A 25,882-nucleotide genomic window follows, 5' to 3' on the forward strand; every position below is an offset into this window, starting at 1 on the left:
ATTTAATTTTCTACCTTTAATCTTTTGCTATAAATATTAAGCAAGCGCATAAAATGCAAATTAAATACGCATTTTTGGAAGGTGGAAAGAAACATCCTATGAAAAAATCGCTACCTGCATTCGCCCCATCTCCAATCGTAGTTACTATAGTGGGGATTATTTGGGGACTGATCGCATTTTATTTTGGCATTATTTATGGCATGCCCTTGCCAGGAGAGGAGGTTCCTCAATGGTATGTAATTCTGAATTATATTTTTGAAGGAGTCGCTCACTTGGGAGTTGCTTGGCTGTGTCTGATCGATTGGCAGCTTCCTGAGATTATTAGCGATCGCAAGATCTGGTTATTGTTTGGTTTGAGAAGTGCGTTCTACTTTCTTGCTAACTTAATTTTTGGCTACTGGGAGTTAATTCTGCAACGATCTCCGGAAGTGTCTTTAGCAGATCCCGTCTATATCGTTTCTTACCTATTGCTTCTTTGGGGAATGATTTTAGCACTCAGAGCAAGAAGAGTAACGCTTAAAACCTGGCAATACGGAGTGATTAGTGCGATCGCGATTTTGGGAATTTGGCTGGGTAGGATAAGTGCGTTCCCACCCGAATCTTCGCAAGCGCAGCTAGCCGTAACTTCGCCTGTTGTCGAAACGGTTATTGCTTCAAACCCTTCAACAACCGTAGCGCCAGATAGCGCTTCTCCTATTGCCGAGAAAGAAGCACCGGAATGGGTTTTAGGGGTAGAAGAGATGCTCAAGCCATCGGCTGGGCTTACAAGCCTATTCTACGTAGTCCTAGATATTATTTTGTTAGTTCTCTCCGGGACTTTGGTGTTAAGCTTTTGGGGCGGTCAATTTTCTCGGACTTGGCTAGTCGTTACGATCGCGGCTTTATTACTTTATATTGCCGATGTCCGATATGCTTACGTCGCAGCCCGCGGCAATTTTGAAACTGGCGGTCTTTTAGATACCCTTTGGGTATTTAGTACCATTCTGTTTGGTATCGCAGCCGCCCTAGAATACGATTTATCGATTTCTCTGCGCCGTCGTCGGAACTAGCGGCTTAATTAGGAAGTAGTTTGAATTAGCTGATAGCGTCGCTTAAATTCTTTTTGTTGCCTATTGTGGTCTACAATTGGTCGAGGATAACCGCAGCGATCGCGTTCTGAGTCCGGAATTTTACCCGTCACTAAATATTCGGTATCTATCGAACTTAATTCGGGCAGCCATTGCCGAATATATTCTGCTTGTGGATCGAATTTTTGTGACTGACTGGCAGGATTAAAAATGCGCAATGGTTTAGGATCCATGCCACTCGAAGCACTCCACTGCCAACCCCCATTATTAGCTGCTAAATCCCCGTCATACAGTTTTTGCATGAAATATTTCTCTCCCAACTGCGGATTAATCAGCAAATCTTTGGTGAGAAAACTGGCGACGATCATGCGACAGCGATTGTGCATCCATCCCGTTTCATTTAACTGTTTCATGGCTGCATCAACGATAGGATATCCGGTTTTTCCTTCACACCAAGCTTGAAAATATTCTTCGTTATTTTCCCAAAAGAAATTTTTGAAGTTTTTTCGATAAGCACCTTCTGCTAATTCTGGGAAAAAATAAAGACAGTGTTGATAAAATTCCCTCCAAGCTAACTCTTGTTGCCAAGCTTGAATGCTGTCGCTAGCTTCATCGCTGCGGCTATTTTCGCCAGCTTCAATAGTAGCTTGCCAAACAGTCCGAATGCCAATAGCACCAAATTTGAGTGCGGCACTCAGCCGAGATGTTCCATCAATAGCAGGGAAATTTCTTTGCTCTTTATATTCATAAATTGCGCGATCGCAAAATTCAGCTAATCTTTCCTGGGCGGCGGTTTCTCCTGGTGCGAGCAGTAGGGGATTGTCCCAAATAAACCCTAAATCTTTTGCCGTTGGCAATTCAATTGTGCCTGCTTTTTTAGCAATAGCAATTTCTTGGTCAGTTAATCCTTTAACATTCTCTAAATCTTGTGCGGGAGATTGTTTGGATTGTTGGCTCCAATTTCTCCAGAAGGGACTATAAACTGTATAAAGATTACCAGATTGAGTAACTATTTTTCCAGGGGCTTCGAGTAACTGATCCCAGAAAGTTTCAACAGCAATTCCTTTTTCTTTCAGGGCTTCTTTAACTTTCTCGTCTCGCTGTTTTGCGTAGGGTTCTATATCTAAATTAAAGAAGACAGCTTGAACTTTTAAGGCTTCTGCTAAAGCAGTAATTGCTTGATTTGGATCGCCTTGGACAATCAGTAATTGACTCCCTAATTGCAGATACTTTTGCTGTAATTCTTGTAAGCAACCTATCATATAAGTTATTCTGGCAGGTGCAATATCATCGCGTTTTAGTAGATTGCGATCCAGACAAAATACACCAACTACTCTAGAACTTTTTTGACGGGCAGCAGCTAATCCTATATTGTCAGAAATTCGTAAATCGCGGCGGTGCCAGAAGAGAATTAAATCAGACATAAATAGATTCTCAATTACTCAATCGACTATTATTTCTCTATCGATCTTTTTCTAGTTTATTAACCAGAGAACTAAAAAGATCTTGAAAAAAGGTTATCGCAGCTTAATTTCGGTCTAACTTCGCGCCTTTGCGTCTTGGCGTAAAACTAAAACAAATTTACCAATTAGAAACGCGATCGCAAGCCTAAGATAACCAACTCTTTATAATCTTTATTACCCTAAAAACGGACGCGCCAAGAAAAAGCTACAAATTGATTTAGCATCCACGGGTTCGCCAGCTAAAATCGCTTTTTCTAATTCCAGAGGACTCATTAAAACTACTTCAATATCCTCATCATCATCCTGTTCGGGTGGTTGTTCTAATTGTTGCAAATCTTGTGCCAAAAATGCATAAATATATTCATCTGAATATCCTGGTGCCAGCGCAAATTTTCCTAGCGATTGCCATCTATTTGCCCGATAGCCAGTTTCTTCCTCAATTTCTCTCTTAATCGTTTCGGCGGGATCTTCGTTAGGTTCTACCGTACCCGCAGGGAATTCCAAGAGTCGTCCTTCAACCGTAAAACGATACTGTCGCACCAATACCAGTTTACCCTCGCTCGTGACGGGGACGGCTAGCGCACCGCCGGGATGGCGAACGCATTCCCAATCTCCCTCAACGCCTATCGGCAAGCGGAGTCTACTAACTTCAAAATCGAATTTACGACCTTTGTAAAACAGGCGTTGTTGTAGAATTTTTGGCGGTTCTTGACCTAGCGACATAATCGGTTATTTTTAATCAGTTATCAGTTGTTGGATAACCCCAGAACAGTCTACCTCTTCAAGAAGTTGCGCGATCGCTTTTTTTGATACCGGATCGATCCAATCTGGCGCAATTTCTGCTAAAGGTACGAGTACAAATGCTCTTTCCCGCATCCCTGGGTGAGGAATCTGTAGGTCAGACGTATCCAAAATGAGATCGTCATACAACAGTAAATCTAAGTCTAGCGTTCTCGGTCCCCATCGTTCCTGACGCACGCGACCAAATTGGCGTTCGATATCTAGCAGAGTGTCTAACAATTCTTCGGGAGTCAGTCGAACTTCGAGTAAAGCGCAGCCATTGAGATAATCTGGTTGTGGGGGACCGACCGGAGCGGTTCTGTACCAGCTAGAATAAGATTTAAGCGTAATTTTAGGAGTTTGCGCCAAAATTTCGAGGCTAGATTCTAAAATGGTATAAGAATCGCCTAGATTGCTTCCGAGTGCGATCGCGCATTTAGCAATTTTCATGATCGATCCCTTCTGACTTTTGCCTTTAGATTTTGGATTGGGGATTAGTTAGTGGTTAGTAGTTAGTAGGGGCGAGTTTATCTAATCTTTCTTAATAAATTGCCTTAAATTACTGTTTTTTACTTTAGCAACAATGCGATCGAAATACCAATTCAATCCAGGTGCTATGAGACTATGAAATCGTCCTAAGATTGCCATTTCCGAACCGGGCGCGATCGCAAATTTTTTTGTCTCAATTCCTTTAAGAATTTCACGAGCAACTGCTTGGGCGCTCCAAGTTTGAGCAGTTCCAGTAATCAATTTTGTTTCAAGGGGTTTGCTTTTATTTTCTATTTCTAATTGAGGCGTATCCGTATCGGGAGGATAGACAATAGAAATCTGAATTCCTAATGGTTTTAATTCGCCTCGTAAAGACTCTGCTAATCCCCTCAAAGCAAATTTACTCGGACTGTAAGGGGTATAACCATAAATGCCAATTAATCCCGCTCCAGAAGAGATTAGCACGACCTGACCTTTTTGTTGTTTTTCCATACTTGGCAATACGGCTTTAATACTATAAAGCGAGCCAAAATAATTAATTGCCATAGTACGTTCAAAAACTTCAATCGGCACTTCCTGAAAATAACCAGGGCTTGCAATTCCAGCAGAAGTTATTAAAATATCCGGAGTTCCTACAGTTGCAATGCAAGTTTGTATTGCTTGTTCTATTTGACTTCGTTGTGCTACATCAGCTTCAACCGAAAAAATTTGCTGCTTGGAATTAATTTTTGCTGCTTCAATTTCCAATTTTGCTGCTTCTAATTTGGCGCGATCGCGAGCAATAATTGAGATGTTAGCCCCTTTGCTGGCAAGCAATTTAGCCGTTGCTTTGCCAATGCCGCTAGAACCGCCAGTAATAATTGCGTGTTGCCGAGCAAATTTCATTTCTTTCCCATTCTTAGCATATTTTGGCATATATTGCTACAAAGTTTTAAAATCTTTATAATATGCAAGCTGATTTCATTTTAACGGTTCTACTTCCGTACCGCCCGTTGGGTTAAGCGCAAACGAAATTTTGCATTTTTAGCCAATCGCAAGCAAATGTTGCTCCTACGACAGGTTCGCAACTCTTAACTATTACGGTTATTTTGGTGATAGGAACCTAAATCTTGCCTCATCCCATTACAGAAGACCAAAAAGCAGCAGCCTGATAATGAAAAGATCGAGAGAAAACCTTCCCAGCAAGACCGACATCGATGAAATCTAAACATCTCAGCTCTCTGTTTCAATGGTGTATCATTATCTTCACCGCGATCGTTGTCGGTCAAGCTCTCTACGATAACTGGCGAGAAGTCCAAAGCCTTGAGCTTGACAAGGAAACTTGGTGGTACGTAATTGTGGCAGTGGCAGTTTCTATCCTGTCTCATTGTTGGTCGGGAGTTGTGTGGGGCGAGATTTTAAGAAATTTACAGCATCCGGTTCCTTGGCGATGGGCAACAATCATTTTCATCAAAACTGAAATTGCTAAATATCTACCCGGCGATATTTGGCAAACTTATGGTCGGCTGGTAGCGGCTCGCAAGCTAGAAATCCCCGTAACAGTGGCGTTCGCTAGCGTCCTTTTACAATCTGTCTATATCGCGGCGGCAGGAATGATATTCGGGCTGTTAATTGCTGCCGACCCGACATTGCAAAGACTGTGCGGTCTTGGTTTGGCTTGCATTCTCGTCAGCGTTCATCCATTCGTATTCGATCGCGTTTTTAGTTGGATCGAGCAACTGCCTAATGCGCTAATGCTGCAAAGGCTCTTCAATAAATTCAATAAATTAGCCCGCTCCCAATGGACTCGACCTCGCATGCAATCTTATCCCTGGCGGGTAATTTTAGGGCAGTGTTTATTTTTAGCGCTGCGAAGCGTCGGCTTTTTGTTGACGGTTGCGATCTTTACTCCGGTTCGCCCAGTAGCAATCGTCCCACTAGCAAGCGGATTTAGCTTGGCTTGGGCGTTGGGAATCGTGTCGCCTATATCTGGCGGAGTTGGCGTTTTTGAGGCAACTGCTCTTGGTTTGCTAGATAGGGTAGTAGAACCCAGCATAGTCTTGGGCGCTGTAATTTTATACCGTTTGATAGCGCTGCTAACGGAGGCGATTGGGGCGGGTTTGGGTTGGTTGCTCGGTCGAAACCTTGATTCTTCTTGAAGCCATCCAAGTCAAACACAACGGCGATTCGCAACACTATTTAACATCTTTGGTCTAGAAGGTACCAATTCCTGATACATTTACGAAGAAGTGGAAGCAGCCTCCGTCATTGCACGGCGGATTATCTTCTACCCAAGATCGGAAAATAAATTTTTATTGATTTAGTATGAAAGTTCTGGTTATTGGTGGTGACGGTTATTGCGGTTGGGCAACTGCGCTACACCTTTCAAATAGAGGGTATGAGGTCGGGATTGTCGATAGTTTGATCAGGCGACATTGGGACGCAACATTAGGTGTAGACACGCTAACTCCCATAGCATCAATTCACCATCGCATTCAGCGGTGGCAGGATCTGACGGGGAAGTCCATCGATCTATTCGTGGGCGATATCACCGATTACGATTTCCTCAGCAAAACCATGCGCCAGTTTGAACCAGAGGCGATCGTCCACTTTGGGGAACAGCGTTCGGCACCTTATTCGATGATCGATCGCGAACACGCGGTCATGACTCAAGTCAATAACGTAGTAGGCACGCTAAACATCCTCTACGCAATGAAAGAAGATTTCCCAGATTGTCATTTGGTGAAATTGGGAACGATGGGTGAGTATGGCACTCCTAACATCGACATTGAAGAAGGCTACATCACCATCGAACATAACGGACGCAAGGATACGTTACCCTATCCCAAACAGCCAGGAAGTTTCTACCACCTGAGCAAAGTTCACGATAGCCACAACATCCACTTTGCTTGCCGAATTTGGGGACTGCGGGCAACTGATTTAAACCAAGGGGTTGTCTACGGAGTTCTGACAGAAGAGACGGGAATGGACGAAATGCTAGTTAACCGTCTCGATTATGATGGAGTATTTGGAACGGCATTGAATCGATTCTGCATCCAAGCGGCGATCGGACATCCCCTGACGGTCTACGGAAAAGGAGGGCAGACGCGAGGCTTTCTCGATATTCGGGATACGGTACGCTGCGTGGAATTGGCGATCGCCAACCCAGCCGATGCCGGACAGTTCCGCGTCTTCAACCAATTTACCGAACTATTCAGCGTCGGCGACTTGGCGGTGATGGTGAAAAAGGCGGGAACGGCAATGGGATTAAATATAGAGATCGACCACCTCAATAACCCTAGGGTCGAGTTAGAAGAACACTACTTCAACGCCAAAAACACCAAACTACTCGATCTCGGATTGCAACCCCATTATTTATCCGATTCTTTACTAGATTCTCTGCTAAACTTCGCTATCAAATATAAACACCGCGTTGACGAGAAGCGCATTCTGCCAAAAGTTTCTTGGCGCAGAAATTAAATTTCATCGACATACAGTAGGGGCGATCCGCGAATCGCCCCTACCGATCGCCGATCGCTGGTCACTGATAACTGCTTATGAGAATCGCTTTATTCACCGAGACATTTTTACCCAAAATTGACGGAATTGTCACTCGCTTGCGCCATACAGTCGAACACTTACAACGCCACGGCGATCGCGTTTTGGTCTTCTGTCCCGACGGCGGAATGAGAGAATATAAAGGAGCCAAAATTCACGGCGTATCCGGCATTCCGCTGCCAATGTATCCCGAATTGAAGCTAGCGATTCCCAGACCGAGCCTTCGCCGAGTTCTGAAGAGATTCAAGCCAGACTTGATTCATGTGGTCAATCCCGCCGTTTTAGGAATAGGCGGGATTTATTATGCCAAAACGCTCAATATTCCCCTAGTCGCCTCCTACCACACCCATCTGCCCCAGTATTTACAGCACTACGGACTCGGATCCCTTGAAGGGCTGTTGTGGGAGTTGCTCAAATTGGCACACAATCAAGCTCATCTCAATCTTTGTACCTCAACGGCAATGGTACGGGAATTGACAGGTCGCGGCATCGAAAGGGTAAACTTGTGGCAGCGAGGAGTCGATACAGAGATGTTCCAACCCCATCTCGCCTCTCGCCAAATGCGATCGCGCCTCTCACAAGGACATCCCGACAGTCCTCTGCTGCTATACGTAGGACGAGTCTCGGCAGAGAAGCAAATCGAGCGAATTAAACCCATCCTAGAAGCCATCCCAGAGGCACATTTGGCAATTGTTGGCGACGGACCTCACCGAGAGGCATTGAAAGCTCTCTTTGCAGGCACTCAGACCCATTTTGTCGGCTACCTCCAAGGATTAGAACTTGCCTCGGCATTTGCCTCGGCAGATGCGTTTATCTTCCCGTCCCGCACGGAAACGCTAGGATTAGTCTTGCTAGAAGCAATGGCGGCAGGGTGTCCCGTAGTGGCAGCCGCTTCGGGCGGAATTACCGATATCGTCACCGATGGCGTGAATGGCTATCTCTTCGATCCCAACGATCCTGAAGGAGCGATTACAGCTACCAAGCGCCTGCTAGCAGCCAAAGCAGAAAAAGAGCAGTTGCGACAAAATGCTCGCCTGGAAGCAGAACGTTGGGGTTGGGCAGCGGCAACGCGCCAGTTACAGGATTATTATCGAGCCATCGTTAATTCTCAGTCTTTGTCCGAGGCAGCTTAGAAGATGAGATAACCATCATCCCCTAGAAAATTCTTTTGAATCTTGCTCGTTTTTGAAAAAGTTGAGGTATAATGAAAAATCGTGAGTTTTTGCAAAAGCAATGAACGCTGAAGAAATTATTAGGTCGATTGAGAGCGAGCAGCTAAAAACTGACTTACCAATCGTTCATGTTGGCGATACAGTCAGAGTTGGCGTGAGGATTGTAGAAGGGGGAAAAGAGCGGATTCAGCCCTATGAAGGGATCGTGATTGCCAAGCGCAATGGCGGCATCAACCAAACCATTACCGTGCGTCGGATTTTTCAGGGAGTTGGTGTAGAAAGGGTATTTTTGCTTCATTCTCCCAGAATCGCCAGCATTAAAATCATCCGTCGCGGTAAAGTACGCCGAGCCAAACTTTATTATCTTCGCGATCGCGTCGGCAAAGCCACCCGCGTTCAACAGCGTTTCGATCGCGCTCTCTAAAATTTTTCAAAGGACAACGCAGATTTGAAGCCAATTCGCTTCAAATTGCGCTACGATTGAAAAAGCTAAGAAGCGGATTGTGCTCGTCAGACTAGGCGTGCGTCCTTAGTTCAGTTGGTAGAACGCAGGTCTCCAAAACCTGATGTCGGGGGTTCGAGTCCTCCAGGGCGCGTCGGGCAGCACGAAGCAATACTCGCGGCTTGACGTGGGTTTTAAATGGCTCGTTCGTTTTAGGAGAGGCAAGCTCTAATCTCCGAGCAAAATAGCAGTGCTGCCATTTGAGAAAAATCTCGCGCGATCGCGATCGGATATTTTGCTATTATAAATGTTTGTGTTAAAGTTTGTATTTCTAAAACCCGATTCTAAAATTTTAAATTTCATGTCAGTAAAGCGTTAACTGCTAGAGTGGATTTGGTAAATGGGGGAGAGTTGTAAGCGTGGTTAATAAAAAAGAAAGCACTGAAATCAAGCCAGCCGACAGTAATAAATTGAAAGCGGGCGAGTTTATCAACGAAACCAAAGAAGAGCTTTCTAAAGTGGTCTGGCCGAGTCGGCAACAATTACTCAGCGAATCGGCGGCTGTTATTCTGATGGTCAGCCTAGTGGCAATTGTTATTTATTTAGTTGATAATTTCTTCTCGTGGGTAGCCAACCAACCGTTCATGTTTGGCTCGTAACATCTTTGCTAGGGGCGCAGGGAAGGTATTCCGATGAGTTTTGCTGACGAGCGATCGCAAGAAATACAAGAATCGCAAGAGTTAGAGCAACAACAAGAAAAAGCTAAAGCTGCTCGCTGGTATGCCGTTCAGGTCGCTTCTGGATGCGAAAAACGAGTCAAAACAAACCTAGAGCAGCGAATTCGCAGCTTTGATGTTGGCGATAGAATTATCCAGATAGAAATTCCCAAAACACCAACAGTCAAAGTTCGTAAAGATGGAAGTCGCCAGCACGGCGAAGAAAAAGTCTTCCCCGGCTATATTTTAGTCAAGATGGTTATGGACGACGAAGCTTGGCAAGTCGTCAAAAACACGCCCAACGTCATTAACTTTGTTGGAGCAGAGCAAAAACGTCGCTATGGGAGAGGACGGGGACACGTGACCCCAGTTCCCCTCTCCTTGACTGAAGTAGAGCGTATTTTCAAACAAGCTCAAGAACAAGAACCCGTCGTCAAAATCGACATGGAAGTGGGAGACAAAATTGTGGTTCTCTCAGGTCCGTTCAAAGATTTTCAAGGGGAAGTCATAGAAGTCTCTCCAGAAAGAAGCAAGCTAAAAGTACTGCTCTCTATTTTTGGACGAGACACACCAGTAGAATTGGAATTTAATCAGATAGAAAAACAAAGCTAGCGATGGCAAAGAAAGTTGTAGCACTAATTAAACTAGCTCTTCCAGCAGGAAAAGCAAATCCAGCTCCCCCAGTCGGTCCGGCGTTAGGTCAGCATGGGGTCAACATCATGGCATTTTGTAAAGAATACAATGCCAAAACAGCCGACCAAGCAGGCATGATTATCCCGGTAGAAATTTCGGTCTTTGAAGACCGCAGTTTCACCTTCGTTCTCAAAACTCCTCCTGCCTCGGTATTAATCCGCAAAGCAGCCGGAATCGAACGAGGTTCTAACGAACCCAACAAAAAAATCGTGGCGACTATCACTCGCGACCAACTGCGACAAATCGCCGAAACCAAAATGCCCGATCTCAATGCCAACGACATTGAAGCAGCGATGAAAATCGTAGCAGGTACCGCCAAGAATATGGGTGTCAACATTAAAGAATAGCAGTGGTCATTAGTACCAATAACAAAAGACAAACAGTAAAAAAAGGGGAGAGGCATAGCTTCGTTATTGACCCAAGGAGATGACAAATGGCAAAGAAAGTTTCGCGCCGACTTCGAGAAGCGCTAGCAAAAGTAGAAGACAAACCGTATCAACCCTTAGAAGCCCTTCAGCTTCTTAAGAAAACCGCAACAGCCAAATTTAACGAAACGGCTGAAGCCCATATTCGTTTGGGAATTGACCCCAAATATACCGACCAGCAATTGCGAACCACCGTAACCTTCCCGAAAGGGACGGGACAAACGGTGCGAGTTGCCGTCATTGCCAGAGGGGAAAAAGTGCAAGAAGCAAGTGCCGCTGGGGCTGATATCGTCGGTTCGGAAGAACTCATCGATGAAATCCAAGGTGGCATGCTGGATTTTGAGGTATTGATCGCGACTCCAGACATGATGCCCAAAGTGGCAAAATTAGGGCGTTTATTAGGTCCTCGCGGCTTGATGCCCTCTCCTAAGGGCGGCACGGTAACCACAGATTTAGCTTCAGCCATTCAGGAATTCAAAGCAGGAAAACAGGAATTTCGGGCTGACAGAACGGGCATCGTCCATGTTATGTTTGGTAAGGCATCTTTCAGTGCCGAAGACTTGCTAGTTAACCTCAAAGCCCTACAAGAAACGATCGATCGCAATCGTCCTTCTGGCGCTAAGGGTCGTTACTGGCGCAGCGTATTCGTTTCTGCCTCGATGGGACCCTCTATCCAAGTCGATATCAACGCACTGCGCGACCTCAAACTGACAGAAGCATAGTTCTTGTAGAGACGTGACCTGTCGGTCTCTACACAAAAAATTAAATATTCATTTGGATCGAGCCAAAGACAGCGGGTGCAACTTGCTTAATATCCTGCCGAGGTAGCTGCCAAAAAGTTTTACCGTACCCTCGATAGAGAGGGTAAGCGGTATGCAGGCAATCAAAAAAACCCCGGCAAATCATGTAGGGGTTTTCTTTTTTGCCTAATGAAATGAGTTTCCCAAAAAAACAAAGGAGGTGATACGGGATGGGAAGAACCAAAGAGAATAAAGAGACGGTAGTAGCCGATCTCAAAGAACTCTTGAAAGACTCGCAATTAGCCATTGTCATCGACTATCAAGGGCTATCGGTGGCTGAAATTACCGATTTGCGCAGGCGTTTGCGTCCTATTGGCGGCTCTTGCAAAATTGCCAAAAATACTCTAATGCGCATCGCTGTTGAGGGAGACGACAATTGGCAGCCCATGCAGGAGTTTCTCAAGGGAGCTTCTGCTTTGATGACAGTCAAAGAAGATGTTGGAGGGGCAGTCAAAGCTTACAAGAGCTTCCAAAAAGACAAAAAGAAAACCGAACTACGCGGTGGCGTCATGGAAGGTCGCGCCTTGACTAAAGCTCAAGTCGAGGCACTGGCTGACCTGCCCTCTAAGGAACAATTGATCGGGCAAATTGCTGGCGCAATTAACGCCTTGGCAACCAAGATTGCCGTTGGCATCAACGAAGTTCCCTCTTCTCTTGCACGCGTCCTGCAAGCCTATGCCGAAAAAGAACAAGGCGATGCTGCCAGTTAATTAGTAGTTATTGGTTAATAGTTAGTTAGTCTTCCACTAACTACTAACTACTAATAAAACTCATACAACTCGTACATACTCACTGAAAAGGAATAGAAAAATGTCTGCTGCAACCGATGAAATTTTGGAGAAACTAAAATCCCTGACCCTTTTAGAAGCCGCCGAGCTAGTCAAACAGATCGAAGAAACCTTCGGCGTAAGCGCTGCTGCACCTGTTGGCGGCATGGTGATGGCTGCTCCTGGTGCTGCTGCCGCGCCCGCTGAAGCCGTAGAAGAAAAAACCGAATTTGATGTCATCCTTGAAGAAGTACCTGCCGATAAGAAAATTGCCGTTCTTAAAGAAGTCCGTACTATCACTGGTTTAGGTCTCAAGGAAGCCAAAGATTTGGTTGAAGCCACTCCCAAGCCCCTCAAAGAAGGCATCAAAAAAGAAGATGCTGAAGAAATCAAGAAAAAGCTCGAAGGAGTTGGTGCAAAAGTCAGCGTGAAGTAAGCGTTGCCGATAATTCTAAGTTTGGGCAGGCAAGGCAAGCCTGCCTTTTTCTTGTGCTAACTCAGGTTAAGATTGGGCGATCGCTAGAAACTTCCAAATTCTCTTTAACGTTAATCTTGATATAAGCTATTACTTGGTTCAATGCTGACCTACTAACGCATCGGAGATGTCCCGTTGAATACGTTAATTCATCCTACTGCTGTAATTGACCCCAAGGCTGAACTGCATCCAACCGTTCGAGTCGGTTCCTACGCAGTAATCGGAGAAAAAGTAACCATTGGCGCCCAAACGACTATCGGTGCCCATGTCGTTCTAGAAGGGCCCGCAGAAATCGGAGAAAGCAATCGCATTTTTCCTGGCGCTGTTATCGGTTCGGAACCCCAAGACTTGAAGTATAAGGGAGCAGCTAGCTGGGTAAAAGTTGGCGATAATAATCAGATTCGCGAGTATGTAACGATCAACCGGGCAACTGATGAAGGAGAAGCCACTGTTATTGGCAATAATAATTTACTGATGGCTTATGCTCACGTCGCCCATAACTGCATAATCGAAGATGAAGTAGTTATTGCCAATTCCGTAGCTTTAGCAGGTCACATTCATATCGAATCAAAAGCCAGAATAAGCGGCGTATTGGGCGTTCACCAATTTGTTCGCATTGGCAGTCTGTCAATGGTAGGCGGAATGAGCCGAATCGAGCGGGACGTACCGCCCTATACCATAGTAGAAGGAAACCCTGCCAGAGTGCGATCGCTCAATTTGGTCGGTTTGCGACGAGCAGGTTTGAGTTCCGAGGAAATCGGACATCTCAAAAAAGCTTTCCGTCTTCTCTATCGTTCCGATAAAACGCTTCAAGAAGCCTTAGAGCAACTGGAATTGCTGCCTCATAACGAATATATCCAGCATTTTCATCGCTTTTTACAGTCCTCTATCTCCGGCGAAGGACGGCGAGGACCGATTCCGGGGAGATGAGAGAGTATGGGAAGTGTGGGGAGTGTGGGGAGATGGGGAGACGACTAACCACTAACCACTAACCACTAACAAATAACCAATTCCCAATCCAAAATCTAAAATCCTTTCATCCCCATTACCAATCACCAACGACGGCATGCGAATTTTTATCAGTACGGGCGAGGTTTCTGGAGATTTGCAAGGGGCAATGCTAGTCGATGCCCTAAAACGTCAGGCAAAAGCCAGGAATATAGAATTAGAAATTGTTGCCTTGGGAGGCGATCGCATGGCAGCAGCAGGGGCAAAACTGTTGGAAAATACGACGGCAATTGGTTCTATAGGACCGATCGAATCTTTGTCCTTTGTTTTACCGACCCTAAAAATTCAGCGTCGTGCCAAACAGGCTTTGCAACAAAATCCACCCGATTTATTAATATTAATTGATTATCTCGAACCTAATTTAGCGATTGGCAGTTACGTTCGTCAGCATTTGCCGCAAGTTCCTATTGTTTATTATATTGCCCCCCAAGATTGGGTTTGGGCACCTTTACTAGAAAATAACCAAGGATTATTTAAACTTACTAACCAAATACTAACCCAGAAAAGCAAGCAACTGGTTCAAATCATAGACCGATTGTTGGCAATTTTTCCAGGAGAGGCTCGTTATTTTCAGGAGAAAGGCGTGTTGGTCAGTTGGATAGGTCATCCCTTGTTAGATCGCATTGAGACGGCACCGAGTCGCGAACAAGCACGTCAATTGTTAGGAATCGAACCAGATCGACTAGCCATTGCCCTTCTTCCTGCTTCCCGCAAGCAAGAGTTGAAATATCTTCTCCCCGTCATTTGCGAGGCAGCTAAACAAATACAAGCTAAATTACCTCAAGTTCATTTCTGGATTCCCATCTCTTTAGAAGCTTATCGCAGCGCGATCTCAGCGGCAGTTAAAGACTACGGTTTGCAAGCAACTTTACTTGAGGGCAAGACGCTAGAAGCAATTGCCGCCGCCGATTTAGCTATTACCAAGTCGGGAACGGTAAATCTCGAAATTGCCTTACTCAACGTCCCTCAAGTGGTTCTCTATCGGGTTAGCCCCATCACGATCTGGATTGCTCGCAATTTACTAAATTTTTCTATTCCCTTCATGTCACCGTCCAATTTAGTCGTCATGAAGTCTATCGTGCCAGAACTTTTTCAAGAAGAAGCGACTCCAGAAAGAATCGTTCGCGAATCCCTAGAACTGTTGTTAAATCGCGATCGCCGCCAGCAAACTTTAGCCGATTACTCGCAAATGCGTGCTTGTTTGGGAGAAGTGGGAGTTTGCGATCGCGCTGCCAATGAAATTCTAGAATTCGTCAGCCATTTGCATGTCGATTAGCGATTGGTCAAACGGTGGATGATTCGGCAGAAAGTCATCCGGAAAATAGCCGTCTGGAGAGTTTCTAAAACTCGTCAACGACTTAAACAACAGTAAATATCCTGAGATCTTGCACCAGTCTCAACAGTTCGCCCCTCGATTCAAATCGCTGCCTTATATTTAAAGTCGTCTTAAGACGACTCGATAAGTGTTTCAGTCCATTTTAATGGACTTTATATATAAGACGGGAAATTCATTCCCCGACGGCTAATGCGAAGAGTACAAGATTTTAATTTTAATGGGCTTTACATGTAAGCCAGGAAATTTATTTCGGGGGTAGCTAATGCGACTGGTGCAAGATCTGAGTTTAAACTGAGATCTTGTACCAGTCGCATCAACGCCTAGAACTTTAGTTCTAGGCTCAAAGCGCAACTCGATTAAAATCGACTGAAATTCCTATCGAGTCTTCTTTAGAAGAGTTTTTCGATCGTCCAGGAAATTCATTACAAGAGCAGTTGTTGAGAATGGTGCAAGATCTCATTCTAAACAGACTTAACTCTTCTTGCAGTCAGATTTATCTGACTTGAGCTATCAGCCAAGAAATTTATTTCTTGGTAGATGAAAAGCTGGTGCAAGATTTAAGTATGGGGGGCATCCTAAATATGTAATTGTAGTGCGAGCATCTTGCTCGCAAACCTGTTTTAGCGAGCCAGACGTAAAGCGTCCCGAGCAAAAGCGAAGGAGCTTTAGAAGTACCTTTCAAAATCCTTTCATCCAAAATGGTATCAGATGTTTCGCTTCGCTCTCGCTACGCTCAACATGACAAAATTGCGGAAGATCTTCGACATTCTATACTTTTGGGATTCTAAGACAGACCTAGTTGAGTGACAAAACTCAAATCGTCCTCACCCCAACCCCTCTCCCCGAGCAGGAGAGGAGCTTTTAACTTAAGACTTTGTCCTGAAGCCCCTTCGCCTCTTGTGGGATAAGGGATTTAGGGATGAGGGGACAAAGATTTGTCACTCAACCAGAAGACAGACTCCATTTTTTCATATTTTTTTAAGGATAAATTTCGTCTCTTTATTCTGCACAATCATAGATGCGATCGCAATAATAACAAGTTGTCAAAAAAAAGCAAACTAGAATCTTAACTTTTTTTATAATTATTCGCTGGACAGATATAAAAATCTGTTTATATAATCTTAATTGCACATTTGAAGTGCAAATTAAAATCCATAAATCTGGCTAATTCAGTCTTTTTAAAGCAATTGGCAAAAAAATATTTTGCGATCGAGCTTCAAAAAAGACTGTTGTGTGGCTAGCTTTGGTGAAGAAAGAGAACTTTTATTTGATTGGTAATCCATAGTGTTTGAGCAATTGGAGCTATTACTATATGTTTTTTGTGGGTGAGACTGTTATCATTATCGATTCTGCTGTTAAGGACTATCAAAGCCTAGTCAGCGGTATCGTCCCCGGAACAAAAGTTTTTGTCCTCGACTCGGAGGAGGATGGAGTCGAGCAAATTACAAGAATTCTCAAGAAATTTTCTAATGTCGCTGCACTTCACATTGTCTCTCACGGCTCTCCTGGCTGCTTGTATCTAAGCAACAGCCAACTAAGTTTAGATACGCTAAACCGCTACAGCCAACAGCTTCAATCTTGGCCAGCTCCTAACCTTCTCCTCTACGGTTGTAACGTGGCGGCTGGAGATGCGGGTGAAGAGTTTCTTGAAAAGCTCCATCGCCTCACCGGAGCTGCTGTTGCTGCCTCAAGTTCCCCCATCGGTCATCAATCTCTTGGAGGCAATTGGCATTTAGATACCCAGATTGGAACTGTTAATGCTTCGTTGCCCATTGGCGAGGAATCTCTAAGTCGCTGGAAAGGCTTGCTCCAACAGCTCCTTATCGCAGTAACGAGCAACCCGGTAGTTGCCCCAGACGGACTCTCGGCTACCTATCAAAATGTTGGCACGCTCAACGGTGTTCTAGTTGACTTGAGGGGAACGATCGTTAGTGACTCAAATGCTTCACAGTCATTCAGTTGGAGCAGATCGGGTAATGATATCGGACTCAGTATTAATTCTGGCACTGCTGGCAGAGAAGTAACCATTCTTTGGGAAGTTTTCCAGGCAGGAACCACTACTCCGATCTCTGCTAATGTTACTTTTACCGTTGCGGATATAGATGGGAACAGTCCGGGCAATCCGATAGAAACGATATTGGCTGTTCCTAACAGATACACGGTCAACAGTCCCACGAATCTGATCGTTAATACCGTACAAGGTGTGGTAGAAGCTCAGGGGAGTGCAAATCAGAACAGCGAACCTTCGTCTGCGATCAATTATCAATGGGATAATGTCTCCTCCTGGCAAGTGACGCATAGGATTATACCCAATGGTGGCGGTCGCTTTTTCCAAATAGACGGCAATCTAGAGTTTGTCTTTTCCAATCCCGTTACAATTGTCGTCCCTGTCGCTAACAACGATAATTTCTCCACGAACGAAGATACTGCCATTAACGGAAACGTTTTAGTCGATAATGGCAACGGTGCAGATAGCGACCCTAATTCAAATCCCCTGACAGTCACTGCGGTTAATGGGACTGCCGTTAGTTCGGGTACGCCTACCACTATTATCCTTGGTTCCGGCGCTTCGATCACGATGAATGCCGACGGGACTTTCTCCTACAATCCCAACAATGCTTATCAAACCCTTGCAGTTGGTCAAACAGCTACCGAAGCATTTCAATATACTATCTCGAACGGTGCGGGTGGGGGTACAAATACTGCGACAGTTAACGTTGCGATCGCGGGCGTTAACGATCCGCCCGTCAATAATCTTCAGAGTGCTACAGGGAACATTAACGAGGACAATCCTCTCACTTTCAATAGTGCCAACAGCAACCGGATCAGCATTACCGATGTCGATGCTGGCTCCAGCCCAACAGTAACCCTTACTGCCAGCAACGGTATCCTGACGCTAGGCAGTACTGCTAACGTTACCGTCACTGGCGATGGCACGGGCACTGTAACCGTCAGCGGTTCGTTAGCAAATGTTAATAATGCCCTCAATGGACTTGTCTTTACCCCTAGTCCCAACTTCAATGGTTTGACTAGCATTCAAATCCAAACTGACGATGGCAACGGCGGAACTGATACAGACAGCATTACCATCACCGTCAACCCCCAGCCCGACCCGCCCGCTCTCGACCTCAACGGCAGTGCTAGCGGTCAAAATTTCAGTAATACCGTTATTGGAAGCGGCATTGCCGTAAACGTTGCTAGCGCTACAGAAGCAACAGGTGAAGACCCCGACGGCGATGAGGTTCAAACAATAACTATCGCCTTGTCTGGCGTAGCCGATGGAGCTAATGAAATTCTAACCATCGGCGGAACAGCAGTTCCTCTAGTCGATGGTAGCGCTACTGGTACAGCCGGAGGTACGACCTTTGCTATCGCTGTTAGCGGCAGCACGATTACTATTACCAGGCAAGGCGGAGGGATTATTCCCAATGCCGATTTCACGGCTTTGTTGCGGGGCATTACCTACCAAAACAATAGGCCAACACCAACAGATGGCGATCGCGTTTTCACTTTTACTGCCAGTGACGGAACCGCAACCAGTAGCCCCGTTATCAGCACTATCAACGTTAGTGCAGATACCGATGGGGACGGCATTATCAATGTCAATGACCTTGACGACGATAATGATGGCATTCCCGATGCCATCGAACAAAATGGAGATCCTAACCGTGACACGGACGGCGACGGGATCATCGACAGCATTGACCTCGATAGCGATAACGACGGAATTACCGATTTGCGCGAAAGCGGTCTGAGCGACTCCCAAATTGCAGCTCTCGATACCAATAATGATGGCATTATAGACTCTGGCTTCGGAACCAACGGTCTTGCCGATGCCGTTGAAACTACTTCCGACTCCGGCAGTCTCAACTACACTCTTGCTAATAGCGACGGCGATGGAGTTCCAGATTTCCAAGACTTAGATAGCGATGGCGACGGTCTTTTCGATTTACTCGAAGCAGGCGGAACCGATATCGACAATAACGGCGAGATAGATAATTTTAGCGACGGAAATGCTAACGGACTAGGAGACAGCGTCGATCCAAGTTCAGGAGGCACGCCTCTACCCGTACTTGATACGGATGGCGATGGCGTAGCTAACTACCGCGACCTCGACAGCGACAACGACGGCATCTTAGATAGCACCGAACAAAACGGAAATCCGAATCGCGATACTGATGGCGACGGGATTCTCGACAGCCTCGACCTCGACAGCGACAACGACGGGATTACTGACGTTGTCGAAGCAGGCGGAATCGACGCTAACGGCGATGGCATTATCGACAATTTCAGCGATAGCAACGGCAACGGATTAGCCGACAGCGTTGACCCAGCAGCGGGAGGCACGCCCCTATCTCTCCCCGATACCGACGGCGATGGCATCAGGGATTTCCAAGACTTAGATAGCGATAATGATGGAATTACTGATGCCGTTGAAGCTGGAGGCATCGACGCCAACGGCGATGGCATTATCGACAATTTCAGCGATAGCAACGGCAACGGATTAGCCGACAGCGTAGAAGGATCTCCGTTGCCTGTACCCGATACCGACGGCGATGGCATCAGAGATTTCTAAGACCTCGATAGCGACAACGACGGCATTGCCGATCTCGTCGAAGCAGGCGGAGTTGATACTAACGGCGATGGCATTTTAGACAACCTCAGCGATAGTAACAGCGACGGACTAGCAGATCTCGTCGATTCCAAAACGGGAGGCACGTCTCTATCTCTCCCCGATACCGACGGCGATGGAGTCAGCGATTTCCGCGATCGTGATAGCGACAACGACGGCATTACCGATGTCATCGAAGCCGGAGGAATTGACGCTAACGGCGATGGAGTTATCGATAACTTTGTCGATAGCAATGGCGATGGATTGGCAGACAGCGTTGACTCGACGACCAATGGTACGCCTCTATCTCTTCCCGACACCGACGGCGATGGCATCAGAGATTTCCAAGACCTCGACAGCGACAATGACGGCATTACCGATGTCATCGAAGCAGGCGGAGTAGATGCTAACGGCGACGGCATTATCGACAATTTCAGCGATAGCAACGGCAACGGATTAGCCGACAGCGTAGAAGGATCTCCGTTGCCCGTCCCCGACACCGATGGCGATGGCATCAGAGATTTCCAAGACCTCGACAGCGACAATGACGGCATTACCGATGTCATCGAAGCCGGAGGCATCGACGCCAACGGCGATGGCATCATCGACAACTTCATCGATAGTAACGGGAATGGAGTAGCAGATAGCGTTGAGGGATCTCCGTTGCCCGTCCCCGACACCGATGGCGATGGCATCAGAGATTTCCAAGACCTCGACAGCGACAATGACGGCATTACCGATGTCATCGAAGCGGGTGGAGTTGATACTAACGGCGATGGCATTATCGATAACTTTGTCGATAGCAACGGCGATGGTCTAGCCGACAGCGTCGCTCCAGCTACGGGAGGCACGCCCCTATCCGCGCCCGACAGCGACGGCGATGGCATCAGAGATTTCCAAGACCTCGACAGCGATGGGGACGGACAGTTCGACCTCGTCGAAGCCGGCGGAGTCGATGCCAACAATGACGGCAAAGTGGATAACTTCAGCGACAGCAACGGCGACGGACTAGCCGATAGCGTCGATCCCAAAACAGGCGGAGTGCCCCTCAATCCCAATCGCGACAGCGATGGCAATGGACTAGCCGACCGTCTAGACAATGGAGACTTTGATGGCGATGGCATTCCCGATAGCGCCGACCTCGACGACGACAACGATGGCATTTTAGATAGCATCGAACAAAACGGAGATCCCACCAGAGATACCGACGGCGATGGGATTCCCGACAGCTTTGACCTCGACAGCGACAACGACGGCATTGCCGATCTCGTCGAAGCAGGCGGAGTAGATGCTAACGGCGATGGCATCATCGACAACTTTGTCGATAGCAATGGGAATGGTTTAGCCGACAGCCAAGAAGGATCTCCGTTGCCCGTCCCCGACACCGATGGCGATGGCGTGCAAGATTTCCAAGACCTCGACAGTGACAACGATGGCATTACCGATGTAGTCGAAGCCGGAGGCATCGACGCCAACGGCGACGGCATCATCGATAACTTTGTCGATAGTAACAGCGACGGAATAGCAGACAGGGTTAGCTCATCAACTGGAGGCACGCCTCTATCTCTTCCCGACACCGATGGCGATGGCATCAGAGATTTCCGCGACCTCGACAGCGACAACGATGGCATTACCGATATAATCGAAGCCGGAGGCATCGACGCCAACGGCGATGGCATCATCGACAACTTTGTCGATAGTAACGGCGATGGACTCGCAGATAACGTCGATCCAGTTGCTGTACCCGACAGCGACGGCGATGGCATCAGAGATTTCCAAGACCTCGACAGTGACAACGATGGCATTACCGATGTCATCGAAGCCGGAGGCATCGATGCCAACGGCGACGGCATCATCGACAACTTTGTCGATAGCAATGGGAATGGTTTAGCCGACAGCCAAGAAGGATCTCCGTTGCCCGTCCCCGACACCGATGGCGATGGAGTCAGAGATTTCCAAGACCTCGACAGTGACAATGACGGGATTACCGATGTCATCGAAGCCGGAGGCATCGACGCTAACGGCGACGGCATCATCGACAACTTTGTCGATAGCAATGGGAATGGTTTAGCCGACAGCCAAGAAGGATCTCCGTTGCCCGTCCCCGACACCGATGGCGATGGCGTGCAAGATTTCCAAGACCTCGACAGTGACAACGATGGCATTACCGATGTAGTCGAAGCCGGAGGCATCGACGCCAACGGCGACGGCATCATCGATAACTTTGTCGATAGCAACGGCGATGGACTGTCAGATAGCGTCGCTCCAGCTACGGGAGGTACGCCTCTATCCGCACCCGACACCGACGGCGATGGCATCAGAGATTTCCAAGACCTCGACAGCGATGGGGACGGACAGTTCGATCTCGTCGAAGCAGGCGGAGTCGATGCCAACAATGACGGCAGAATTGATAACTTCAGCGATAGTAATGGAGATGGATTAGCCGATAGCATCGATCCCAAAACAGGCGGAGTGCCCCTCAATCCCAACCTCGATAGCGATGGCAATGGACTAGCCGATCGCCTAGACAATGGAGACTTTGATGGCGATGGCATTCCCGATAGCGCCGACCTCGACGACGACAACGATGGCATTTTAGATAGCATCGAACAAAACGGAGATCCCACCAGAGATACCGACGGCGATGGGATTCCCGACAGCTTTGACCTCGATAGCGACAACGACGGCATTGCCGATCTCGTCGAAGCAGGCGGAGTAGATGCTAACGGCGATGGCATCATCGATAACTTCATCGATAGTAACGGGAATGGAGTAGCAGATAGCGTTGAGGGATCTCCGTTGCCCGTCCCCGACACCGATGGCGATGGAGTCAGAGATTTCCAAGACCTCGACAGTGACAACGACGGCATTACCGATGTCATCGAAGCCGGAGGCATCGACGCCAACGGCGACGGCATCATCGATAACTTTGTCGATAGTAACAGCGATGGAATAGCAGACAGGGTTAGCTCATCAACTGGAGGCACGCCTCTATCCGCACCCGACATCGATGGCGATGGCATCAGCGATTTCCGCGACCTCGATAGCGACGGCGACGGACAGTTCGACCTCGTCGAAGCCGGCGGAGTCGATGCCAACAATGACGGCAAAGTGGATAACTTCAGCGACAGCAACGGCGATGGTCTAGCCGACAGCGTCGATCCCAAAACAGGCGGAGTGCCCCTCAATCCCAACCTCGATAGCGATGGCAATGGACTAGCCGATCGCCTAGACAATGGAGACTTTGATGGCGATGGCATTCCCGATAGCGCCGACCTCGACGACGACAACGATGGCATTTTAGATAGCATCGAACAAAACGGAGATCCCACCAGAGATAGCGACGGCGATGGGATTCCCGACAGCTTTGACCTCGACAGCGATAATGACGGCATTGCCGATCTCGTCGAAGCAGGCGGAACTGATGCTAACGGCGATGGCATCATCGACAACTTCAGCGATAGCAACGGCAACGGATTAGCCGACAACGTAGAAGGATCTCCATTGCCCATCCCCGATACCGATGGCGATGGGGTCAGAGATTTCCAAGACCTCGACAGCGACAACGACGGCATTACCGATGTCATCGAAGCCGGAGGCATCGACGCCAACGGCGACGGCATCATCGATAACTTTGTCGATAGCAACGGCGATGGAATAGCAGACAGGGTTAGCTCATCAACTGGAGGCACGCCTCTATCTCTTCCCGACATCGACGGCGATGGCATCAGAGATTTCCAAGACCTCGACAGCGATGGGGACGGACAGTTCGATCTCGTCGAAGCAGGCGGAGTCGATGCCAACAATGACGGCAGAATTGATAACTTCAGCGATAGTAATGGAGATGGATTAGCCGATAGCGTCGATCCCAAAACAGGCGGAGTGCCCCTCAATCCCAACCTCGATAGCGATGGCAATGGCATCCCCGATCGCACTGATAGTCGCATTCCCGATCGAGACCCTAATCGCCCTCTAGTCCAAGCCGCAGACGATCGCGGCAGGACGCTTAGGGATACGCCGATTTTCCTCAACGTTCTCAATAACGATGCTAAGGGACTAAGAATTAGCTCGATTACCAATCCAGCCAACGGCACCGTTACCATCAACGACAACGGCACGCCCAACGACCCTACAGACGACTTCCTCGTCTATACTCCCAATCCTGGCTTCACAGGCAGCGATAGCTTTAGCTATACCGCCAGAGACGCTCAAGGCAACGAGTTTACTGCTAACGTGGCTGTCGCCGTTAGAAACCCTTCTCCTGCCAAAGACGACAGTATTGCTACACCGCCGAACAAACCCGTTAATATTCGAGTTCTCGACAACGATGGCAGGGGACTGAGGATCGGTTCGGTTACCAACCCAGTCAACGGCACCGTTACCATCAACGACAACGGTACTCCTAACGATCCCAGGGACGACTTTCTCGTCTATACGCCTAATCCGGGTTTTGAAGGGAAAGACGAATTTACTTACACGGCGATCGATGCTTTGGGCAATTCTTATGAAGCGATTGTTTCTGTCAAGGTAGACCCCAATCGCCCCAATGCTGCCGATGACGATGTTTCTGTAATTCCTGGTGCAGACGTATTCATCAACGTTTTGGGCAACGATAGCGATCCCAACCGACAAGCCTTGCGCATCGTTAGCGTAACGCAAGGGCTGCGAGGGACGGTAAGGATCGATGACAACGGCACGCCCGACGATCCCAGCGACGACCGCATTTTATACGCGCCCAATGACCGAGGAGAAAGCGTTTTTAGCCTTAATCGAGCAGGCAATCGAGGTCTATTCTCCATCAGAGGGAACTTCCAACCGTTCACCGATACTTTCTCCTATACTGTTAGCGACCCCGATGGTAACGAAGAAACCGCGACGGTCAACGTCAATGTAGCGCCCGAGGTGCGGCTCAAATTTACTCTCACTGAAAACCAGGCAGATTTAGTCAGCGAGGTAGGCTTCTTTAAAGTCGATGATGAAAACGGCACCATTGACGGCATTGCTCCAGGCGAAGCGGGTTACGTAGAAGCGGCACTGCGATCGGGTCGCGTTATCTTCTCCTCCTTGAGTGGGTATTCCCAATTGTTTGGGGAAAATCCCACCCGCATTATGGAAGGCTTCCGTTCTGACGACCTCCTGAATTTCTTCTTCGTACAGGATAGTACTGTAGATGAAGTTCTCGCTCGCATCGATGCAGGCGAGATTCCCGATAACGTCTTCTTTGCCACGACTGAAGCTAATAACGATAATTTCAACCATCTCGAAGTCGGCGAAGTCGAGAGTGCTTTCTCTCTCGGTTGGGAAGATCGCGGTCAGAGGAGCGATCGCGACTTTAATGATATGCGCCTGACCGTAGAAGTGACCGACGAACCCATTCCCATCGGCAGTAAACTGCAAGGAGACGGTCAACGGGAACTGTTGGATTTGACCGAGTTGACTGGGCAAACCTTGCAAGCTCAGATATCTATCTTCCAAGAAGCTTCCTACGACAATATTGTAGGTCTTTATCGCCTGGAGGATGCTACTGGAGCGGTGCGCGATCCCCTAACCGGCGCTTTGATAACTCCAGGTCAGCAAGGGTATACAGAGGCGGCGCTAGCTCAAAGTGTCGGTCAGTTCGACGAAGACACAACTTCTGCGACAGTCAATGTTGAAGGCGGTGTTTTCTATGCGCCCTATATTCTTGCCAACGGTTCCCAATCGCAAGCTTACTTCCCCTTCCTAGCGTCAAATGCGGATGGCTTCGATCATCTGCGATTGCTCGGAGACAATACCTTCGGTTTCGAGGATCTCGTCAATGGCGGCGACGCCGACTATAACGATGCGGTTATCCGAGTCGCGATTACGCCTATCTAAGCCAGGATCGAGTTCCTAGCTGATAGCCAAAGTCCTGAGGACTTTGGCTATCGTCATAGAATTGGTGGAAAGGTGCAAGCTTTGAGTATCGATGACAAGAGGCGGCTTCAAATGCGATCGCCGCTTCGATTTTTGGTAACGATCGCACAATTGAACTGGCAGTTAAGCCAATAGTCACCAGCCTCTTGCATAATAAGAATAGACCTCCTGCTTTCAAGCACAAAATTTAATTTCCCTTTCCCAA

At 47.5% G+C, this 25,882-nt stretch carries 20 protein-coding genes, 1 tRNA gene and 1 other annotated feature; of the genes, 16 read left to right on the forward strand and 5 right to left on the reverse strand.

Annotated elements, in window-relative coordinates; genetic code table 11:
• Positions 1 to 53 precede the first annotated feature (53 nt).
• Complete coding sequence (locus PLE7327_RS05165; protein WP_015142808.1) at positions 54 to 1,049, forward strand: hypothetical protein; 996 nt, start codon at positions 54 to 56, stop codon at positions 1,047 to 1,049.
• A gap of 8 nt (positions 1,050 to 1,057) precedes the next feature.
• Here PLE7327_RS05165 and PLE7327_RS05170 read toward each other — a convergent pair whose 3' ends face one another.
• From PLE7327_RS05170 to PLE7327_RS05185, 4 genes are all read right to left on the reverse strand, one after another.
• Complete coding sequence (locus PLE7327_RS05170) at positions 1,058 to 2,491, reverse strand: deoxyribodipyrimidine photo-lyase (RefSeq protein WP_015142809.1); 1,434 nt, start codon at positions 2,489 to 2,491, stop codon at positions 1,058 to 1,060.
• Positions 2,492 to 2,704: 213 nt separating this feature from the next.
• Positions 2,705 to 3,253 carry an NUDIX hydrolase gene (locus tag PLE7327_RS05175; RefSeq protein WP_015142810.1) on the reverse strand — a complete coding sequence of 183 codons (549 nt, stop codon included), beginning with the start codon at positions 3,251 to 3,253 and terminating at the stop codon, positions 2,705 to 2,707.
• A gap of 12 nt (positions 3,254 to 3,265) precedes the next feature.
• The gene (folK, locus tag PLE7327_RS05180) at positions 3,266 to 3,760 is read right to left on the reverse strand and encodes a 2-amino-4-hydroxy-6-hydroxymethyldihydropteridine diphosphokinase (RefSeq protein WP_015142811.1); all 495 of its coding nucleotides are present in this window, start codon (positions 3,758 to 3,760) and stop codon (positions 3,266 to 3,268) included.
• Between the two features lie 81 nt (positions 3,761 to 3,841).
• Entirely contained in the window at positions 3,842 to 4,684 is an 843-nt protein-coding gene (locus PLE7327_RS05185) for an SDR family oxidoreductase (protein ID WP_041392824.1), read from the reverse strand.
• 311 nt (positions 4,685 to 4,995) lie between these two features.
• Between PLE7327_RS05185 and PLE7327_RS05190 the strand changes: the two genes are divergently transcribed.
• The 15 genes from PLE7327_RS05190 (at position 4,996) to PLE7327_RS05260 (ending at position 25,638) form a co-directional block, all read left to right on the forward strand.
• Positions 4,996 to 5,937, forward strand: a complete 942-nt coding sequence (locus tag PLE7327_RS05190) for a lysylphosphatidylglycerol synthase domain-containing protein (protein WP_015142813.1) — start codon at positions 4,996 to 4,998, stop codon at positions 5,935 to 5,937.
• Positions 5,938 to 6,103: 166 nt separating this feature from the next.
• The gene (locus PLE7327_RS05195) at positions 6,104 to 7,258 is read left to right on the forward strand and encodes a UDP-sulfoquinovose synthase (protein WP_015142814.1); all 1,155 of its coding nucleotides are present in this window, start codon (positions 6,104 to 6,106) and stop codon (positions 7,256 to 7,258) included.
• Positions 7,259 to 7,335: 77 nt separating this feature from the next.
• A complete protein-coding gene (locus tag PLE7327_RS05200) occupies positions 7,336 to 8,469 on the forward strand; it encodes a glycosyltransferase family 1 protein (protein WP_015142815.1) in 1,134 nt (377 codons plus the stop codon).
• 100 nt (positions 8,470 to 8,569) lie between these two features.
• Positions 8,570 to 8,932, forward strand: a complete 363-nt coding sequence (gene rplS / locus PLE7327_RS05205; protein ID WP_015142816.1) for a 50S ribosomal protein L19 — start codon at positions 8,570 to 8,572, stop codon at positions 8,930 to 8,932.
• 99 nt (positions 8,933 to 9,031) lie between these two features.
• Positions 9,032 to 9,104: transfer RNA gene (locus PLE7327_RS05210), tRNA-Trp, on the forward strand.
• Positions 9,105 to 9,369: 265 nt separating this feature from the next.
• On the forward strand, positions 9,370 to 9,609 hold the full coding sequence (secE, locus tag PLE7327_RS05215) for a preprotein translocase subunit SecE (protein WP_015142817.1): 240 nt from the start codon (positions 9,370 to 9,372) through the stop codon (positions 9,607 to 9,609).
• Positions 9,610 to 9,642: 33 nt separating this feature from the next.
• Positions 9,643 to 10,278, forward strand: coding sequence for a transcription termination/antitermination protein NusG (gene nusG, locus PLE7327_RS05220; RefSeq protein ID WP_015142818.1), 636 nt, complete (start codon positions 9,643 to 9,645; stop codon positions 10,276 to 10,278).
• Positions 10,279 to 10,280: 2 nt separating this feature from the next.
• On the forward strand, positions 10,281 to 10,706 hold the full coding sequence (gene rplK / locus PLE7327_RS05225) for a 50S ribosomal protein L11 (protein WP_015142819.1): 426 nt from the start codon (positions 10,281 to 10,283) through the stop codon (positions 10,704 to 10,706).
• Between the two features lie 86 nt (positions 10,707 to 10,792).
• Positions 10,793 to 11,506: a 50S ribosomal protein L1 gene (rplA, locus tag PLE7327_RS05230; protein ID WP_015142820.1), complete on the forward strand. Its 714-nt coding sequence runs from the start codon at positions 10,793 to 10,795 to the stop codon at positions 11,504 to 11,506.
• A gap of 44 nt (positions 11,507 to 11,550) precedes the next feature.
• Positions 11,551 to 11,713, forward strand: a sequence feature (ribosomal protein L10 leader region).
• Between the two features lie 41 nt (positions 11,714 to 11,754).
• Entirely contained in the window at positions 11,755 to 12,294 is a 540-nt protein-coding gene (rplJ, locus tag PLE7327_RS05235; protein ID WP_015142821.1) for a 50S ribosomal protein L10, read from the forward strand.
• Between the two features lie 100 nt (positions 12,295 to 12,394).
• Positions 12,395 to 12,787, forward strand: a complete 393-nt coding sequence (gene rplL / locus PLE7327_RS05240) for a 50S ribosomal protein L7/L12 (RefSeq protein WP_015142822.1) — start codon at positions 12,395 to 12,397, stop codon at positions 12,785 to 12,787.
• 159 nt (positions 12,788 to 12,946) lie between these two features.
• Complete coding sequence (gene lpxA / locus PLE7327_RS05245; protein WP_217523394.1) at positions 12,947 to 13,756, forward strand: acyl-ACP--UDP-N-acetylglucosamine O-acyltransferase; 810 nt, start codon at positions 12,947 to 12,949, stop codon at positions 13,754 to 13,756.
• Positions 13,757 to 13,892: 136 nt separating this feature from the next.
• Positions 13,893 to 15,110 (forward strand): lipid-A-disaccharide synthase, encoded by a 1,218-nt coding sequence (gene lpxB / locus PLE7327_RS05250; protein WP_015142824.1) that lies wholly within the window; start codon positions 13,893 to 13,895, stop codon positions 15,108 to 15,110.
• A gap of 1,372 nt (positions 15,111 to 16,482) precedes the next feature.
• Positions 16,483 to 19,746: a DUF4347 domain-containing protein gene (locus PLE7327_RS05255; protein WP_015142825.1), complete on the forward strand. Its 3,264-nt coding sequence runs from the start codon at positions 16,483 to 16,485 to the stop codon at positions 19,744 to 19,746.
• Between the two features lie 300 nt (positions 19,747 to 20,046).
• Entirely contained in the window at positions 20,047 to 25,638 is a 5,592-nt protein-coding gene (locus PLE7327_RS05260; protein ID WP_041391870.1) for an Ig-like domain-containing protein, read from the forward strand.
• Here the strand turns inward: PLE7327_RS05260 and PLE7327_RS24250 are convergent.
• On the reverse strand, positions 25,631 to 25,816 hold the full coding sequence (locus tag PLE7327_RS24250; RefSeq protein WP_144266086.1) for a hypothetical protein: 186 nt from the start codon (positions 25,814 to 25,816) through the stop codon (positions 25,631 to 25,633). The genes PLE7327_RS05260 and PLE7327_RS24250 overlap by 8 nt on opposite strands.
• Positions 25,817 to 25,882: the final 66 nt, after the last annotated feature.

It is taken from the genome of Pleurocapsa sp. PCC 7327 (assembly GCF_000317025.1).
GTDB lineage: Bacteria > Cyanobacteriota > Cyanobacteriia > Cyanobacteriales > Microcystaceae > Hydrococcus.

Bases quoted from the DNA above. Each gene is read 5' to 3' on its own strand.
- PLE7327_RS05170 (WP_015142809.1), bottom strand. From the start codon at position 2,491: ATGTCTGATTTAATTCTCTTCTGGCACCGCCGCGATTTACGAATTTCT.
- PLE7327_RS05255 (WP_015142825.1), top strand. From the start codon at position 16,483: ATGTTTTTTGTGGGTGAGACTGTTATCATTATCGATTCTGCTGTTAAG.
- rplK (WP_015142819.1), top strand. From the start codon at position 10,281: ATGGCAAAGAAAGTTGTAGCACTAATTAAACTAGCTCTTCCAGCAGGA.
- PLE7327_RS05190 (WP_015142813.1), top strand. From the start codon at position 4,996: ATGAAATCTAAACATCTCAGCTCTCTGTTTCAATGGTGTATCATTATC.
- rplA (WP_015142820.1), top strand. From the start codon at position 10,793: ATGGCAAAGAAAGTTTCGCGCCGACTTCGAGAAGCGCTAGCAAAAGTA.
- rplL (WP_015142822.1), top strand. From the start codon at position 12,395: ATGTCTGCTGCAACCGATGAAATTTTGGAGAAACTAAAATCCCTGACC.
- rplJ (WP_015142821.1), top strand. From the start codon at position 11,755: ATGGGAAGAACCAAAGAGAATAAAGAGACGGTAGTAGCCGATCTCAAA.
- PLE7327_RS05195 (WP_015142814.1), top strand. From the start codon at position 6,104: ATGAAAGTTCTGGTTATTGGTGGTGACGGTTATTGCGGTTGGGCAACT.
- PLE7327_RS05185 (WP_041392824.1), bottom strand. From the start codon at position 4,684: ATGAAATTTGCTCGGCAACACGCAATTATTACTGGCGGTTCTAGCGGC.
- PLE7327_RS05175 (WP_015142810.1), bottom strand. From the start codon at position 3,253: ATGTCGCTAGGTCAAGAACCGCCAAAAATTCTACAACAACGCCTGTTT.
- PLE7327_RS05165 (WP_015142808.1), top strand. From the start codon at position 54: ATGCAAATTAAATACGCATTTTTGGAAGGTGGAAAGAAACATCCTATG.
- PLE7327_RS05200 (WP_015142815.1), top strand. From the start codon at position 7,336: ATGAGAATCGCTTTATTCACCGAGACATTTTTACCCAAAATTGACGGA.
- nusG (WP_015142818.1), top strand. From the start codon at position 9,643: ATGAGTTTTGCTGACGAGCGATCGCAAGAAATACAAGAATCGCAAGAG.
- rplS (WP_015142816.1), top strand. From the start codon at position 8,570: ATGAACGCTGAAGAAATTATTAGGTCGATTGAGAGCGAGCAGCTAAAA.
- lpxB (WP_015142824.1), top strand. From the start codon at position 13,893: ATGCGAATTTTTATCAGTACGGGCGAGGTTTCTGGAGATTTGCAAGGG.
- folK (WP_015142811.1), bottom strand. From the start codon at position 3,760: ATGAAAATTGCTAAATGCGCGATCGCACTCGGAAGCAATCTAGGCGAT.